Here is a 16,019-nt window from a genome sequence, read left to right on the forward strand (position 1 = left end):
TTATCTTCATTAAAATCTAGTCGTATGAGGTTATTGTTTGTAGGTTTCATGTTGGCATTTTATTCATCTATATGTGCTCAAAATATAGATCTAATAAATGCGCCAAAAAATCCAATTGTGTTGAAGTATAAAAAAGAACATTTCAACTTAAAAGGAGATGTATTCACTTTTGAAGAATTTATGTTTGACAAAAACGGATTCTTAATTCAAGAAAAAACCTTTGATATTGGTAAGTACTTATATAAAAATGGCCTTCCGTTTGCAACTACAAGTGGACAATCATTTTATTTTAATGCTAATGGGCATATTGAAAGAAAGACATATCCTTTTAACGGGTTTCAAACTGAGACCTACGAGTATGATCAAAAAGGGTTGTTAATTAGAGTTAAATCAACTCATGGATCTGATAAAGTCTATGAATACGATAATAAAGGACGTCTTATAAAAAGTAATGAATATGGTAAAATAAAAACCTACAGTTACCAAAAGAATGGAGGTTTGCTTACAGTTTACGAAACAGATATGAGTAAAACACCTGAGTTAAAGACATCTTTTGTTTACAAAGATGGACACCTTATTAGCCAAGGAAACTATGACTTAAAAATGACTTTTGATGACAACGGAAACCCAATAAGCAGTTATAAAAGTTCAGCTATTTATTTTAGAGACATTAAAAAGCAATCAAATCAGTTTTCTGTAGTTTATAACAAACCCTCTATTTCAAGTTTTAATAAGATTTTAGATTGTAAGTTTTTTTTAAATGGTAAACGAATCGATATTATTTATGCCAGAATTATCAATAATAAACACATGATGATCTATGATGTTTTTAAATCGCAATACTTAATCCTTGAAGATATTTTTAATGAAACCAAAAATAACACCACTCAAAATTTTAGCAAAGTTTACATGAATAGCAATGCTTACCTTGAAATTTCTAGCGGAAGTAAATTTTTGAATTATGAAGGTGCTAGTATTACAAATTCAATTTATTTGCCAAATACATACAAGGTAATTACACAATCAAACTATTACATTTGTTATGATGCAAATCTAAATAAAACACTATTCAATAAATTTGACCCAACTAAGAGTTTTACATTTTATCCGCTTCAAGAATTAAATTCTAAAGACAATATCCTTTTCATAAAAGAAGATGGCAAAGTGATGACTATACACCAAGGTAAGGTTTTAAATAATTCAGATTACACAATTGCATTTAATAATACAGATGGAGTTTTGTTTAAAGCAAAAGAACCTACTTATTATTTGCCAGATTATAAAGAGGCAAGACCTTCAACTATTTATCCTGGACGTAAATATAATTCGCAAACAGATACATACAAGCTTAACGATTCAAAACAAGTATCTAATTCTATAAATAACAATGCCTCTAAAAATGTATTAACTTCAGGTTGTATTTCAGGCAACTGTAGTGATGGCTATGGAACTTATAAATTTGAAAATGGCACTACAATTAAAGGGTTTTTTAGTTCTGGAAAATCACATGGCTACGCCATACAAATTTTTGCTAATGGTGATAGATATACTGGAAATTATGCTTTTGGAAATAAGTCTGGATTTGGCATATATTATTGGCAAGCTTCAGGATCACAATACTATGGTGAATGGTATAATAATACAATGAATGGATACGGTTATGTTGTTACTAATGATAAAACAACTCAAGCTGGCATTTATAGTGATGGAAAACTGATAAAAGACATGTTAAATGATTATAAAAATGGTGTTATTTCTGGTAGTAATTGTTTAGGGAATTGTACTAATGGCTATGGAAGTATTAAATATGATAATGGAGATATTTACTCAGGATTTTTTAATTCAGGAAAGCGTTATAAAGTTGGACAATATCAATGGGTAAAAATAAATACGTTTTACATTGGGCAATACGGGAATAATGGTAATAGGGAAGGAACAGGAATGTATGTTGATCAGAAGTCTATTTATTTTGGTGTGATCACAGGAGGAGAATTAACAGGAAAAGCCGTAGTGACTTACAGAGATACTGAAAATCAAATTTACGGAGAATTTAGTCGCGGTAAATTGATCAAAGATTATAAAAATAACTAAGCATAGGTTATTTTGCCTTTAATAAACTTAAACGCTTTTTTTGATTATGCTGAATTTCTCTAACTTCAAAATAGAGCTTTATCAATAAAAATGGTATAAGAGCAATAATACTAGCATAGGCTTCAAATAATTGTATTTTTTGAGTTAAAAAAAACCATAACAAAATACCAAAAATTAAGGATAGGTGAAGTGTGATTATTCCTTGAGACAAAATATGATGTCCTATAAATAAATTCTCTTCACGAAAGTATAGGTATACTTCTCGACATAGAAATGTTACCAAACTAAAATTAAAAAGCGTATTCTTAAATAGCAGGACCGCAACGTTGTTTATAACTAAATCATTATTTTTCCAGTCTATTACGAAACCAAAAATGACAACAATGAATACAATGTAGATCATTAAGAAGAAAAAACGAGTTCTAATATTAATTAAACTACTTTTAGGTAAGTTTAATTCTTGTTTTTTACTCACGTATTTCAGCAAATCAAAACTAGTTTTTAAAAGTTCGTCCCACCAAAACAAATACAATAAATAAAATACACTAACACTTTTATTATATACAGCAATACAAGTAAGTACTGTCATTGTAAACAAAGACAGATATTCTGATATTGAAGTTTGTTTCGTATTTGGCGCTATAGACACGATAGTTAGCTAATTTGCAAACCACTATTAACTGTAGTATCTGGATTTACAAATACCAGTTCCCCTTCTGAAGTTTCGGTCATTAAGATCATCCCTTCACTTTCAACACCACGAAGTTTTCTTGGTGCCAAATTGACTAAAACTGTCACTTGCTTTCCAATCACTTCTTCAGGCGTAAAGCTTTCAGCAATACCAGAAACAATAGTTCTTGTATCGATTCCTGTATCTACTTTTAAAATAAGCAACTTCTTAGTTTTTGGCATTTTTTCTGCTTCTAAGATAGTGCCAACTCTCATATCTAGTTTAGTAAAGTCTTCAAATGTAATAATATCTTTCTGAGGCTCAAGTGTTTTATTAGCAGCTTCGTTGGCTTTTTTACTTGCTTCTAACTTATCGAGCTGTTCTTGGATGGTTTGATCTTCAATTTTTGAAAATAACAATTCACCTTTTCCAATTTGATGTCCTGAAGCGAGTAATGTGATTTTTGAAGATACATCATGCCACGAGTTGTCAGTTGCATTTAAAATCTTTTTTAATTTATCTGAAGTAAATGGTAAAAAGGGTTCACTTAATGTAGCTAGAGCACTTGCAATTTGAAGTGCTACAAACATGATCGTCTTAGTTCTAGCTTCATCTGTTTTAATCAATTTCCAAGGTTCTTCATCTGCCAAATATTTATTTCCTAAGCGAGCCAGGTTGATTAATTCTTGACTAGCTTCTCTAAAACGGTAACGTTCAATTGAACTTTCAATTACCGAAGGATAAGCTTTAACAGCCGCTAGCGTTTCTTCGTCTACTTGTGATAATTCAGAAGCTTCAGGTGTAACACCATCATAATACTTATTGGTAAGAACAACAACACGATTAATGAAGTTTCCAAAAATGGCAACCAACTCATTGTTATTCCTTGCTTGAAAATCTTTCCACGTAAAATCATTATCCTTACTTTCAGGTGCATTAGCAGTCAATGCGTAACGTAATACATCTTGCTGATTTGGAAAGTCTTCTAAATAATCAGGTAGCCAAACTGCCCAGTTTTTAGAGGTTGATAGCTTATTACCTTCTAAATTCAAGAACTCATTCGCAGGAACATTATCAGGTAAAATATAAGAGCCTTCTGCTTTTAACATTGACGGAAAAATTATACAGTGAAACACAATATTGTCTTTACCAATAAAGTGTACTAATTTAGTGTTTCCATCTTTCCAATATGGTTCCCAATCTTTACCCTCTTTTGCAGCCCATTCTTTGGTAGCAGAGATGTAGCCAATAGGTGCATCAAACCATACATAGAGTACTTTACCTTCACCACCAGAAACTGGTACTGGAATTCCCCAATCTAAATCCCGTGTAACAGCTCGCGGCCTTAAGCCATCGTCGATCCATGATTTTACTTGACCATAGACATTAGGCTTCCAGTCGTTTTTGTGACCTTTCAAAATCCAGTCTTTTAAAAAGTCTTCATATTTATTGAGTGGTAAAAACCAGTGTTTTGTTTCTTTTAAAGTTGGAACATTACCAGTAATTGCTGATTTAGGATTGATAAGGTCTGTAGCATTTAAACTAGACCCACAATTTTCGCATTGATCACCATATGCTTCTTCATTGCCGCATTTTGGACAGGTTCCAGTTACGAAACGATCGGCTAAAAACTGATTCGCCTCCTCATCGTATAATTGAGCTGTAACTTCTTCTAAAAACTCATGCTTATCGTATAAGGTTTTAAAGAACTCAGAAGCTGTGTCGTGATGAATTTTTGCTGAAGTACGTGAATAATTGTCGAAAGTAATACCAAAATCCTCAAATGATTTTTTAATGATTGCATGATATTTATCTACAATATCTTGAGGGCTAACCCCTTCCTTTTTAGCTTTAATTGTTATAGGTACACCATGTTCGTCACTACCACAAATAAAAGCGACATCATTTCCGGTTAACCGTTTGTAGCGCGCATATATATCTGCAGGAACATAGACACCTGCTAAGTGCCCAATATGTATTGGACCATTTGTATAGGGTAAAGCAGCAGTAATTGTATATCTTTTAGGCATTCTGAATTCGTTTTTTAACAAGCTACAAAAGTACACATTTTGCAAGCCATATTGAAAAAAAATGTACATTTACAACATGTCGAAAATGCATTATTTTTTCCTGATATGTTGTTTTAGTTTTTTCTTTGGAAAAGGAACAGCTCAAAATAAATCTGTAAAACAAAATCAAACGGCTTTGATACAACCACCTTATTTGAAAACTGGAGATACTGTAGCTATTGTTGCACCTTCGGGCATATTGAAAAACAGAAATGATGAAGTTGAACAAGCAGTGGCTTTATTGAAAAGTTGGGGTTTACACGCAGTAGTAGGTAAACATGTATTTAGTAAAGCAGATCATTTTGCAGGTACTGATGCCGAACGTTGTGAAGATTTTCAAAATGCATTAGATAACCCAAAAATTAGTGCTATTTGGTGTGCTAGAGGCGGTTATGGTACTGTTCGTATTTTAGATAAGTTAGATTATACTAAGTTCAAAATTAATCCTAAATGGATTATTGGTTATAGTGATATTACAGCCTTGCATAATCAAGTCCACAATGAAGGGTATCAAAGTATTCATGCTCTAATGTGTGTGAGTTTGACCAAAGATCTCGAAGAGGTTAAAACATCGATCGATACTTTTAAATCTGCCATATTTGGGAGTCCAATTAACTATACGCTTGAAGGTTCAAATTATAACAGAGTAGGTGATTCTCAAGGTCAATTAGTTGGTGGAAATCTAACCATGTTACATACCATGCTAGGTTCTAAAACCAGTATTGATGTTTCTGGAAAAATATTGTTCATCGAAGAAATTGGTGAGTACAAATATCATATTGACCGTATGTTACAAAGTTTGAAACGTGCTGGTTATTTTGATAATTGTAAAGGAGTTGTAGTTGGAGATATGAGTAAACTAAGAAAGAACACCACACTTTGGGGAACCTCTATTGAACAATTAATTTTAGATGCTTTGGCAGATTATGATTTTCCAATAGCGTTTAACATGCCTGCTGGTCATGAAAAAGATAATCGCGCCTTGGTATTTGGAAATACGATAGCGTTAAGCGTTGAAAAAAGGCAATCAACAATTGTATATCAATAGATCACTAAGTATATAAATTTGTTTGCCTCTAAATCATTAAGAATAATTGAGAGGCATTTTGTGTTGTTAAAAATTATAAACTAAGCTTTACTTCAAATCCTATGGCATCTGAGATCACACTATTCTGTAAGTTTTCTTTTAAGCTTTTTGAGCCATAATTAATTTCCCAACGGGTACGATCAATTTTAAACTTTGTTAGCATTTGTTTTGTTTTAAAATCAACTTCAGCTTGAAAATCTATGGGCATGGTTTTTCCTTTTATAGTAAGATCGGCTATTATTTTCATGTGTGTAGGATCATGATAGATGACGTTAGTTATGATAAGCTTAGCAGTGGGAAACTTTTTTACATCAAAGAAATCTCCATCTTTCAGATGGTCTACAAGACTTAAGTTAGCGTCTTCTTTTTCGATATCGGTATTTTTGATAGAGTGCATATCAATAACAAACTCTCCTCCTGAAATAACATCATTAGACTTTATGAAAAAGCCTTCTTTGAACATTATGGTTCCATAATGCCCTCCAAAATAGAATGCATAATCAGCAGACCATTTGATTTCACTCTTTGACGTATTGATAGTTAATTTTTCTTGAGTCTTAGATGAGGTTTGAGCAAAAGACAATGCCATTGTACAAATTGTAAATACGAGTAATACTGTTTGTTTTTTCATGATGTTTAAATGATTTTTTGTTTTTTTGATAAAACTATCTTGAGCTCATCAAAAGAGTGTCAAAAAAGTGTAAAAGAAGTGTCAACCATTGTAAAAAGTCATAAAATTGTCTGTTATTTACAGTCATTATGAATAGAATATGCAACCCTTTATTAGTTACACTTAGTGTAATATTATGGCTGTCCTTTATTACTTCTTGTTTAGACAAAAAGAATGAAGTCCCTACTGAGCGTGTTAAAATTGCATTACGTGACGCAGGTAATCAACTACTGCTATCTAATAAAGACTCAACCTCTTTGATTTTACCTGTTGTAGTTCTTGAGGTTTCAAAGTATAGACTTTCTCTTGATAATGACTTGTCATTTGATCCAAGTAATTTAGTAGAAGTTATACAACAAAGTTTCAATAAAGCTTCACTTACAGAAAATTACCGTGTTGAAGTCATTCAATGTTCAGATGAAGAAGTTGCTTATAGTTATAAAATGAGTGCTTCCGAAGAACAGACTATAATTCCATGTGCAGGAAGGCTATTGCCTAATAATTGTTATTTTATTGAAGTATATTTTACAGATATAACAGTGCCATTTTATAAAAGTAATGTTATTTGGATTGGTTTATTAGGTATTACATTACTAATGATCTTCATGATGTATTACCATAAGAGATCAAGTACATCAAACCGTAAACCTAATAAAAATTATGCTGCTATTGGAAGTTTTCGTTTTTATCCGGAGAAACACAAGCTGGTAAAATCAGCACAAGAGATCAGTCTTTCAAAGAAAGAATGCGAATTATTAGAGATTTTCTATGAGCATTTGAATGACGTTGTAAAACGTGAAGAATTAGAACGAAGAGTTTGGGAAGATAATGGTGTTTTTGTTGGTAGAAGCTTAGACACTTATATTTCTAAGTTGAGAAAGAAATTCAATGATGATCCAAGTATAAAAATAACTAATGTTCATGGTGTGGGTTATAAATTGGAAGTAATTAAAGAATAAATAGTTGAGATAGTATGGCTTTTTACGATTTGTCAAAACCTGAACGCGATGCTCTTGTTGAAAAAATAAAGGAGCTTATTGTAAAAGACTTAGCTAAACAGAGAACACAAAATATAGTGAGTTATTTTTCAGATGAGGATACTTACATTCGAAAGACCGCTTACTTGGCAACAGGCAAAATCTTCTATGTTCAACCACAGTTACAATACCAAATTATTTCTACCTTAAATGAGCTCTTAGAGTTTAAAGATGAACTCATTCGTCAAACTGTAATTAATGCTGCTGGAGAGATTGGTAAATTTCATTTTGATAAGATACAACGTATCATGGATGTTGGGTTATTTGATCATCATCACCGTGTTAGGAATGCTGTGATTGGGTCTATTAAAAAAATGGGAGAGAAAAATCCTGTTCCAGTTCTCGCTTGGGCAAAGCCATATTTAAAACATCCCAACAAAGAGATTAGGCGTGAAATATGTCATGGGATTGAGCTTCGTGGTCGAACACATCCTCAAGATATTTTGCCATTACTCAAAGTGCTAGAGTTTGATAATACCAAGCGTGTTTCAGATACATTGGTACATGTGCTTGGGCAAATAGCATATAAAAATGGCTGTTTAAAAACAGTAGTTGCACACCTCAATACATGGAAAAATAAACCATTGGTTGAAAAGGCTTTAGATGAAATTGTGGACGTTCATAATCGTTATAAAAAATTTGCCGTGTTAAGTCAGCAGGAAGCTATTAACTATATAGATGTTAATTATAATCCTTTTTGATTTCTTCTAAAACTGTATTTGAAATTTCGTTCCCATTTTTATCGATGGCTACAACCCAAACATTATTAGTACACTTTCTATTAAATATGTCACTGTTTGAAGTGCAATATTGTTTAGTTCCTTTTATCAAATACCCATTGTCTGTTTTTTCAGCTGAATAGCCATATTCATTGTAAAAATCACCATAAGAGTTTTGCCAAATTTTATTTCCTTGTTTATCTGTTTTAATGACAAACATATCATAGTTTCCGTTGCCATATGAACTTGTTGACCCTATAATAAGATATCCATTGTTGGTAGCCAGTATCGAACTGGCTTTGTCGTAGCTTTTACCACCAAATTTCTTATTCCAAATCTCGTTTCCATTTGGATGGTTTTTGGTCAATAGAATATCTGAAGTTTCTCCATCTATTGACCCAATCGTTGTTACTTGAATAGTTCCATTTTCTGTAGTTATTTTTGGTTGAAACTTTAAATTTGTTTTCTTTCTGAATCTGTTATTCTTAGCTCTATTACTAACAGTTACTAATATATCAGTAGCCCTATCAAACACATCTCTTTCAACTTTCATAATAATGTAATTGTCAGCTAATAACTCATTTCTATTGAGAATTTGAACGTCTAATTCGTTATCACGATTTGAAATTACTATTTTGAGCGTGTTCTTTTTGGTTAGTTTAAGCTCAAAACTCATTTCTAATTCACTACTGTAATAAGTGCCTACAATACCGTTTAAATCTTCAAAAGAAGCTGATAAGTCAGGACTTCTTTTATTTGTTTTAGTCCAACCTTCTGGGGAAAATAAAATCATTTCATTTTTGTAAAAAACTGTTTTCATTTTGGGATTATAAACAAATGAATACATATTTTTACTGTCTTTGGTGATCTCAAAATCGTAACCGCTTTCTGCATCTCTGTAATACGTCTTTCCTTTATCATCTTCAATTCGAATCAACGATCCACTAGGAGAAATATATTTTCCTAGAATTTGTTGTTCTTTATCATTTGAAACTTTGTAGAACTGATTATCATATGTTTCTTTCCGTATTATTTCTTTCTTAGGAAGTAAAACAGATGCAATTTCATCAGCAATAAGGTCACTCCTTATATTACCATGATTACTCATTATAAAAACAGTTAGTTTTTCTTCAGGGAATCGAATCGTTTGTGAATGATATGAATGCGTAACACCATCGTGGTGTATAGCTGATCTATTTAAACGATTTTTGAGTTTAAGTCCAAACCCATAAGTTGTTATTTCGCTATTAGGAATAGGCAGCTGACTTTTAATCAATAAAATATTATTGTTGAGATTCGCATTTTGTAAAGCCTGCTCGTAGATTAATTGATCTTTAAGTGTTGTATACAGAAACCCTTCACCATTAGTTTTAGTTATTGTTGGAGTATGAAACCATTCACCATATCCCCAATCAGAATAAGGATTAGCTCTATTAGGAATAACACTCATGTAACGTTTAACAAATGAAGTTTCATTCATTCCTAAATCTTCGAAGAATTGTTTTGAGTAATCATTGAAGCTTTTTTCTGAAACTTTTTCAATGATTTTTGCAAGGATATTATAACCAGAATTGCTGTACGTATATTTTGATCCAGGTTTAAAAGCCAGTTCCTCTTGTTTTTCTATCAATTCAATTACATCGTCATTATCTAAGCCTACTTGTTTCCACCAAATTTTATTCTTTATACTCATCAAGTCAACATAATCTCTAATTCCACTGGTGTGATTCAATAAATGTCGAATCTTTATTGTGTCTTTCACCTTAGGATACAATGAGGGTATATATGTTCTGATATCGCTTTCTAAGCTTAGTTTATTATTTAGTGATAGTTGTAAGATCATCAATGCTGTAAATTGTTTAGCGGTAGAAGCAATGTTGGAACGTGTTTTTTCACTAACTTTTACTTGATGCTCAAGATTTGCTAGACCACGGTATTTTTCATAAATGATGTTGCCATCTTTTACAATACCAACCATTAGTCCAGGATCATTTTCTTCAATTTTTGAATTAACAATTGAATCAATTTTTTTTACTTGTTCTTGAGCAAAAGTTAAAGTTGGAAGAAGAAGAACTAATAGAATGGTTATTTTTTTCATCATAAAATTTTAATTTGCATCAAAAGTCATGATAATTACAATATAGAACGCTGCAAATCTAGATTTGAGACCTTTTTTTACGATAATTTAACAAGGTATTCTTTTGGAGAAAGCGAGGTATTCTTTTTAAAAGCTCTATTGAATGTCGCTTTTGAATTGAAGCCACATTCTAATGCAATTCCTAAAAGTGTTTTGGTGTTTTGTTCACCATTCTTCAGTTTTTCAATTACGGCTTCTACGCGATAATGATTGATAAAATCATTGAAATTCATTTCAAAGCCATTATTTATAACTGAAGAAATGGTTTTAGTATGTGTATTTAGCTTTTCAGCGACATCTGCTAACGTTAATGTTGGATTTTCGTGAATTTTACCTTCTGTAATTAAAACAAGAATCTTAGCTTTCCAAAGCTCAATATCTTTATCAACTCCTATATCTTGTAATACTGTTTTTTGCTCATCTGTTTTAGTGAAAATTGCTTCATTTTTAGAATTAGTAATATAAAAAACAGATGATTTTACAGCATTGGTATAGCCATTTATAGAAATGTAATAAAACACGAAAGAGAAAGAAATATAATGCCAAAACTGACTTCCAAATTCGCCCCAATCAGGGTTCAGAATAAAAAATAAAATACGAAGAATTAGAATACATAAAAATGCAATCATAAAATTCCTGATCCAGTTGAATAGTATAGTTTCAGCATAACTAACAGTATCAAAAATTAACTTTTTATAATTAGCATAATATCGCAGACTCAAAATTAGATAAAAACCCATAGAGATTAAACCTGCTGCTTGATACCAATTAGCAAGGTCTTTATCTCTGCCGTCTGCATAAAAATAATACTTGTCAAGTATAAGTTTATCAGTAATAAAAATGATTAAACTATATATTAAATAGAGTAGTGTTGGTATAAAATGAAACCAATCTTTTTTTGAAAGTACAAATGATCTGTTTAATAGGCTCTGCGTATAAAAGTATACTACTGGGCCTATTAAAAGAACTTGCATAAATGGGATAAAAAATAAAATTTCTTTTGTTGTTTCACCATCATACCAATTTGCATAGCCTAGCATGTAAGGTGTAATATACATGGTATATAAAAACAACAAGAGGCTAAGCCACTTGCTAGATTTATTGTGATTTAGTATTCCTATCCTAAGGCTTAATACAGAAAATATAATACCATGAAAAAAGAAAATAAGTAGCAATGAACTTTTTTGTCCAAAACTAAATGGGAAATCGATTAACAAGTTGATAAAATTGAGTGTATGCATTTACGAGTTAAATGTAATACTATTTTTCTATTTTAGTAAAATGGCAAACCACAATGAGTTAGGAAAAAAAGGCGAACAACTTGCAATCGATTTTCTTTTAAAAAGCGGTTATAAAATTATAGCTAGAAACTACATATACCAAAAAGCAGAGGTAGACATTATTGCTAAAAAAAAAGATATACTCGTCGCTGTAGAAGTTAAAACACGCTCGACTAAAGATTTTGGAAACCCTCAAGACTTTTTGAAGTCAAAACAAATTCAGCGAATCATTAAAGCTGTGGATACATTTGTAATATCAAATCAATTAGATGTAGAGGTTCGTTTTGATATTATTGCGATTATTAAAAATGGTGATCAATTAGATATTGAGCATTTAGAAAATGCATTTTATCATTTTTAATCACTTGTAAAAACTCATCTCATCAACGTATTCCCAAACATGTTCAGGCAGCATTGGTCTTACGTTTTTGCCTTCTTTTATAGAATTTCTAATAAAGGTAGATGATAATTCCATAATTGGAGCGTCAACGTGATGAATTTTTTGATGATCATCAAATTGTGTTTCTACCTTACCTTCAGAGATTCTAGGATATACATAAATATGATGATTTTTTAAAATGAGTTCATAGTTTTTCCACTTATGAAAACTTTTAAGGTTGTCTTCACCCATAATGAGGGCAAACTCATATTTTGGATATTTTTCTTGAAGATAGGTTAAAGTATTTATGGTATAGTTTGGCTGAGGTAAATTAAACTCTATATCACTAGGTTCTAGCTTTATATAATCTTTGGTAGCACGATAAACCATTTCATAACGTTGCCTGTTGTCTAATAGCGAACTTTTTTTCTTGAATGGGCTATGAGGTGTAACCACAAACCAAACTTTGTCTAAGTCACTATGCTCAGCCAAGTGATTAGCAATTGTTAAATGACCAATGTGGATTGGATTGAAAGTGCCAAAGTATAAGCCTATTTTCATGACTTGTCATTAATAAAATTTGAAACAAGATGATACGCTTTTTCTAAGGCAGTATCTAAGTCTTTATTCAAAATAATCTCATCAAAAAGAGGTGCAGTAGCCAATTCTGCAGGTGCTTTTGCAACGCGCATACTAATTTTCTCTTCGCTTTCCTCTCCACGTTCCTTTAATCTTATAATAAGTTCATTAAGATCGGGAGGTTTGACGAAAATAGCTAAGGTCTCTTTTGGAAATTTCTTTTTTATACGTAATCCGCCAGACACATCTATATCAAAAATAACATGTTTTCCTTTAGCCCAAATACGCTCAACTTCACTTTTAAGTGTACCATAGAAATTATCTCTGTAAACCTCTTCCCATTCTAAAAACTCATCGTTCTTGATTTTATTTTTAAACTCTTTAAGGCTCAAAAAATAATAATCGTTTGCATGAATCTCTTTGCCACGCTTTTCTCTTGATGTTGCTGAAATAGAAAATTCTAAATTAAGCTCTTTTTGTTTGAGTAAATGTCTAACAATAGTTGTCTTTCCTGAACCTGAAGGTGCAGAAAATACAATTAGTTTGCCTTTTTTTATGTTGTTGTCGTTCTTCACTAATACAATCTGTTGAGGGTGTTATAGTACATTCAATAATTGTTCCTTGATTTTTTCGAGTTCATCTTTCATCTGAACAACCAATTTTTGCATTGGCGCATAGTTTGACTTAGAACCTATAGTATTGATCTCTCTTCCCATTTCTTGAGAGATAAAACCTAATTTTTTGCCATTTGAGTCCTCAGATCTTAATGCTTTTAAAAAGTAATCTAAATGATTTTTTAAACGAACTTTCTCTTCCGTGATATCAAATTTTTCAATGTAGTATACCAGCTCCTGCTCAAAACGATTTTCATCTACCTTTTCCTTTATCTCGGCAATACCTTTAGTAAGACGTTCTCTTACACCTTGAATACGTTCAGGATCCATTGCTATCACCTGTTCTAATAATTGCGATATGTTTTGAGTGCGATTTATAAAATCTGCTTCTAAGGTTTTTCCTTCATCTAACCTGTACTTATGAATTTTTTCAAGACTGTTATCAATGACTTCAGCAATTTGATTCCATTCATTTTCATCAATTTCATCACGCTCAGTGGTAACTGCATCTGGCAGCCTAATGGCCATTTTTAAAAGCTCGGTTTCATCGCCATCAACAACCGCTTTTAATTGTTTCATATATTGTTTAACAACCGTAGTATTAATTTGAGTTGAGGTTTCTTCTCCTGTAATTTCCATGTACAATGAAAAATCAACCTTACCTCTTACTAATTTTGAAGCAATCAACTTTCTAATGCTTAATTCTTTTTCACGATACATAGAAGGCATACGCGTATTAAGATCAAGATTTTTGCTATTAAGAGATTTTATTTCAATTGATATTTTTTTGGTCGGAAGCTGTATTACAGATTTTCCATAACCTGTCATAGATTGTATCATGTACAAATTTTAAAAGTTGAGCAAAGGTAAGGAAAATCGTAAAGTCAGGATAAGTTCATTACAAAAAACAATAACTTTGCAAGTCTAAATAATATTAGATGTATAAAAAAGATTTTGAAATTAGATGGAGTGATGTTGATGCAAATGGTCATTTAGCAAATTCAGCATATGTGAACTATATGAGTCATACACGTGTTGATTTCTTTAAAGATAAGGGCTTATCTATAGAAGAATTGTTTAAAAATGGTATTGGACCAATTATGTTTTCTGAGCAGATTTATTATTTTAAAGAATCCTTTTTAAGCGAGACCATTTCAGTAAGTTTAAGCGTTTCTGGATTAAGTGAAGATGGCATGTTTTTTAAGTTTGAGCATAACTTCTATGATAAAGATGGAAAGCATTTAGCATCATGTGATGTTTTAGGTTCTTGGATTGATTTGAAAACACGAAAACTAACCATACTTCCTAAAGATTTAAAACTCATATTATATAAGCTTCCAAAATCTGAAGACTTCAAAACACTTACTAAAGAAGACATGCGTAATGGTGGGAAACGCCCCAAAAATTTAAGTTAGACTTTAGGTTTTTTAGTCACCAAATAAACACCAGAAAAAATTAGAAACATTGCGATAAGTTTAACTGGACTTACAGCATCTATCCCTTTCATTATAGCAAAAACGCCAGCTATTACGGGCTGTAAATAGATGAATATACCTACGGTTGAAGCCTTAAGCGATTTTAATGCTAAAGGGTTTAAAATGTAAGTGCCAAAGGTGGCACCAATAACTACAAATAATACAGAAAACCAAACATTAGGTGTAAATGTGTGCCATTGAATTTGTGTGGTTTCAGAATACCCAAAAGGGATGACTAACACTAAACCAAATAAGAAAAGCCATTTTATAAAAGTAAATGGATGGTATTTAGCAGTTAGTTTCTTTATGATAATTATGTAAATACTATAGGATATTGCATTTACGAAGATAAAGGTATTTCCAAGCGGAACATTATCTCCAATTCGAGTAGATTCACCTAAAAGTGTTAGTAAAATACCACCACAAAACCCTAATACAACACCTATAATTTTTAATTTGGTTATTTTTTCTGATAAGAAAAACGACGATAGGATTAAAATGAGAATTGGTGTAATAGTTACAATTACAGATGCATGAATAGGAGAGGTAAGTTCTAAGCCTTTTAAGAATAGTAGCATATTTATTGCGACTCCAAATACAGCGCCTAAGAAAAAGGTAAAATAATCTTTGGTATCTATTTTTTCTTGCTTTAAAAAGAGACCTAAAATCCAAAACAAAATTGTGGCACCACCAACTCTTAATAGCACCAATGCAAACGGTTTAACAAAATCTTGGTTAATGATGATTTTAGCATATGAGTAGTTTAATCCATACAAAAGTTGAACTAGAAAAAGCGCTATTATTGCAAACTTTCTGCTATTCATTTAAATGAATATAGACTTTAGCGGCATCTACAGTTTTGGAAGTATTCCCAATGAATATGTTACCATTGTATACAAGAACAGGGCGTTTTAAAAACGTGTAATGTTTTAAAATATAGGTTTTAAAATCGACTTCAGTTAATTTTTTGTCTTTTAAGCCTTGAGATTTATAAAGTTGTGCACGTTTACTAAATAGTGCTTCAAAAGAACCAGCTAGATCTTTTAATTTTTCTAATTCTGATTCTGTAATTGGATTAGACTTTATTTCTCGTAGAGCAACGTCTTCAGGCAAGTTGAGAGTTTTAATAATTCTTATGCAAGTACTACAAGATTTCAGATAGTAAAATATATTCATCAGTGGTGTTTTGAAATACAAAGTAAACAGATTTAA

Annotated in this window: 16 protein-coding genes; 6 read left to right on the top strand and 10 right to left on the bottom strand. The window is 31.5% G+C overall.

From position 1 onward, the window contains the following. Nucleotides 1-24 precede the first annotated feature (24 nt). A complete protein-coding gene (locus tag Q0876_RS06275) occupies nt 25-2,091 on the top strand; it encodes a hypothetical protein (RefSeq protein ID WP_299225246.1) in 2,067 nt (688 codons plus the stop codon). A 7-nt stretch (nt 2,092-2,098) separates the two neighbouring features. Here the strand turns inward: Q0876_RS06275 and Q0876_RS06280 are convergent, their stop codons facing one another. Then, the gene (locus Q0876_RS06280; protein ID WP_299225247.1) at nt 2,099-2,680 is read right to left on the bottom strand and encodes a hypothetical protein; all 582 of its coding nucleotides are present in this window, start codon (nt 2,678-2,680) and stop codon (nt 2,099-2,101) included. A gap of 65 nt (nt 2,681-2,745) precedes the next feature. After that, nucleotides 2,746-4,860 carry a methionine--tRNA ligase gene (metG, locus tag Q0876_RS06285; RefSeq protein WP_299225249.1) on the bottom strand — a complete coding sequence of 705 codons (2,115 nt, stop codon included), beginning with the start codon at nt 4,858-4,860 and terminating at the stop codon, nt 2,746-2,748. Nucleotides 4,861-4,867: 7 nt separating this feature from the next. Between metG and Q0876_RS06290 the strand changes: the two genes are divergently transcribed. Further along, a complete protein-coding gene (locus Q0876_RS06290) occupies nt 4,868-5,878 on the top strand; it encodes an LD-carboxypeptidase (protein ID WP_299225251.1) in 1,011 nt (336 codons plus the stop codon). Between the two features lie 73 nt (nt 5,879-5,951). Here the strand turns inward: Q0876_RS06290 and Q0876_RS06295 are convergent, their stop codons facing one another. Beyond that, nucleotides 5,952-6,548: a YceI family protein gene (locus tag Q0876_RS06295; RefSeq protein WP_299225254.1), complete on the bottom strand. Its 597-nt coding sequence runs from the start codon at nt 6,546-6,548 to the stop codon at nt 5,952-5,954. A gap of 128 nt (nt 6,549-6,676) precedes the next feature. Here Q0876_RS06295 and Q0876_RS06300 point away from each other — a divergent pair, with 128 nt between their 5' ends. Both Q0876_RS06300 and Q0876_RS06305 read left to right on the top strand, forming a co-directional pair. After that, complete coding sequence (locus Q0876_RS06300) at nt 6,677-7,546, top strand: winged helix-turn-helix domain-containing protein (RefSeq protein ID WP_299225255.1); 870 nt, start codon at nt 6,677-6,679, stop codon at nt 7,544-7,546. Between the two features lie 14 nt (nt 7,547-7,560). Then, entirely contained in the window at nt 7,561-8,325 is a 765-nt protein-coding gene (locus tag Q0876_RS06305) for a HEAT repeat domain-containing protein (protein WP_299225257.1), read from the top strand. Here Q0876_RS06305 and Q0876_RS06310 read toward each other — a convergent pair. Then, nucleotides 8,306-10,444: a serine hydrolase gene (locus Q0876_RS06310; RefSeq protein ID WP_299225259.1), complete on the bottom strand. Its 2,139-nt coding sequence runs from the start codon at nt 10,442-10,444 to the stop codon at nt 8,306-8,308. The genes Q0876_RS06305 and Q0876_RS06310 overlap by 20 nt on opposite strands. Before the next feature lie 74 nt (nt 10,445-10,518). Next, nucleotides 10,519-11,721, bottom strand: a complete 1,203-nt coding sequence (locus Q0876_RS06315; protein WP_299225261.1) for an AraC family transcriptional regulator — start codon at nt 11,719-11,721, stop codon at nt 10,519-10,521. A gap of 40 nt (nt 11,722-11,761) precedes the next feature. Between Q0876_RS06315 and Q0876_RS06320 the strand changes: the two genes are divergently transcribed. Beyond that, nucleotides 11,762-12,121 (top strand): YraN family protein, encoded by a 360-nt coding sequence (locus Q0876_RS06320; protein WP_299225263.1) that lies wholly within the window; start codon nt 11,762-11,764, stop codon nt 12,119-12,121. Here the strand turns inward: Q0876_RS06320 and nadD are convergent, their stop codons facing one another. From nadD to Q0876_RS06335, 3 genes are read right to left on the bottom strand one after another with little or no spacing between them, the layout of a single operon-like run. Beyond that, entirely contained in the window at nt 12,122-12,700 is a 579-nt protein-coding gene (gene nadD / locus Q0876_RS06325; RefSeq protein WP_299225265.1) for a nicotinate (nicotinamide) nucleotide adenylyltransferase, read from the bottom strand. It lies immediately after the preceding gene. Beyond that, entirely contained in the window at nt 12,697-13,293 is a 597-nt protein-coding gene (gmk, locus tag Q0876_RS06330) for a guanylate kinase (RefSeq protein WP_299225267.1), read from the bottom strand. Before gmk ends, nadD begins: the two co-directional genes overlap by 4 nt. A 21-nt stretch (nt 13,294-13,314) precedes the next feature. Continuing rightward, nucleotides 13,315-14,172, bottom strand: a complete 858-nt coding sequence (locus tag Q0876_RS06335; protein ID WP_299225269.1) for a YicC/YloC family endoribonuclease — start codon at nt 14,170-14,172, stop codon at nt 13,315-13,317. Between the two features lie 98 nt (nt 14,173-14,270). Here Q0876_RS06335 and Q0876_RS06340 point away from each other — a divergent pair, with 98 nt between their 5' ends. Beyond that, nucleotides 14,271-14,747 carry a thioesterase family protein gene (locus Q0876_RS06340; RefSeq protein WP_299225271.1) on the top strand — a complete coding sequence of 159 codons (477 nt, stop codon included), beginning with the start codon at nt 14,271-14,273 and terminating at the stop codon, nt 14,745-14,747. Here the strand turns inward: Q0876_RS06340 and Q0876_RS06345 are convergent. Further along, nucleotides 14,744-15,631, bottom strand: a complete 888-nt coding sequence (locus Q0876_RS06345) for a DMT family transporter (RefSeq protein ID WP_299225273.1) — start codon at nt 15,629-15,631, stop codon at nt 14,744-14,746. The two genes, Q0876_RS06340 and Q0876_RS06345, sit on opposite strands and share 4 nt — an antisense overlap. Continuing rightward, nucleotides 15,624-15,983 (bottom strand): arsenate reductase family protein, encoded by a 360-nt coding sequence (locus Q0876_RS06350; protein WP_299225275.1) that lies wholly within the window; start codon nt 15,981-15,983, stop codon nt 15,624-15,626. The genes Q0876_RS06345 and Q0876_RS06350 overlap by 8 nt, the downstream gene beginning before the upstream one ends. Between the last annotated feature and the right edge of the window lie 36 nt (nt 15,984-16,019).

This window comes from uncultured Psychroserpens sp., from assembly GCF_947503375.1.
GTDB lineage: Bacteria > Bacteroidota > Bacteroidia > Flavobacteriales > Flavobacteriaceae > Psychroserpens.

What these genes read in the sequence shown, in the direction of transcription:
- Q0876_RS06280 (WP_299225247.1), bottom strand. Translation starts at nt 2,680, where the DNA reads ATGACAGTACTTACTTGTATTGCTGTATATAATAAAAGTGTTAGTGTA.
- Q0876_RS06315 (WP_299225261.1), bottom strand. Translation starts at nt 11,721, where the DNA reads ATGCATACACTCAATTTTATCAACTTGTTAATCGATTTCCCATTTAGT.
- Q0876_RS06295 (WP_299225254.1), bottom strand. Translation starts at nt 6,548, where the DNA reads ATGAAAAAACAAACAGTATTACTCGTATTTACAATTTGTACAATGGCA.
- metG (WP_299225249.1), bottom strand. Translation starts at nt 4,860, where the DNA reads ATGTACATTTTTTTTCAATATGGCTTGCAAAATGTGTACTTTTGTAGC.
- Q0876_RS06335 (WP_299225269.1), bottom strand. Translation starts at nt 14,172, where the DNA reads ATGATACAATCTATGACAGGTTATGGAAAATCTGTAATACAGCTTCCG.
- Q0876_RS06345 (WP_299225273.1), bottom strand. Translation starts at nt 15,631, where the DNA reads ATGAATAGCAGAAAGTTTGCAATAATAGCGCTTTTTCTAGTTCAACTT.
- nadD (WP_299225265.1), bottom strand. Translation starts at nt 12,700, where the DNA reads ATGAAAATAGGCTTATACTTTGGCACTTTCAATCCAATCCACATTGGT.
- Q0876_RS06305 (WP_299225257.1), top strand. Translation starts at nt 7,561, where the DNA reads ATGGCTTTTTACGATTTGTCAAAACCTGAACGCGATGCTCTTGTTGAA.
- Q0876_RS06340 (WP_299225271.1), top strand. Translation starts at nt 14,271, where the DNA reads ATGTATAAAAAAGATTTTGAAATTAGATGGAGTGATGTTGATGCAAAT.
- Q0876_RS06300 (WP_299225255.1), top strand. Translation starts at nt 6,677, where the DNA reads ATGAATAGAATATGCAACCCTTTATTAGTTACACTTAGTGTAATATTA.
- Q0876_RS06275 (WP_299225246.1), top strand. Translation starts at nt 25, where the DNA reads ATGAGGTTATTGTTTGTAGGTTTCATGTTGGCATTTTATTCATCTATA.
- Q0876_RS06320 (WP_299225263.1), top strand. Translation starts at nt 11,762, where the DNA reads ATGGCAAACCACAATGAGTTAGGAAAAAAAGGCGAACAACTTGCAATC.
- Q0876_RS06290 (WP_299225251.1), top strand. Translation starts at nt 4,868, where the DNA reads ATGTCGAAAATGCATTATTTTTTCCTGATATGTTGTTTTAGTTTTTTC.
- Q0876_RS06350 (WP_299225275.1), bottom strand. Translation starts at nt 15,983, where the DNA reads ATGAATATATTTTACTATCTGAAATCTTGTAGTACTTGCATAAGAATT.
- Q0876_RS06310 (WP_299225259.1), bottom strand. Translation starts at nt 10,444, where the DNA reads ATGATGAAAAAAATAACCATTCTATTAGTTCTTCTTCTTCCAACTTTA.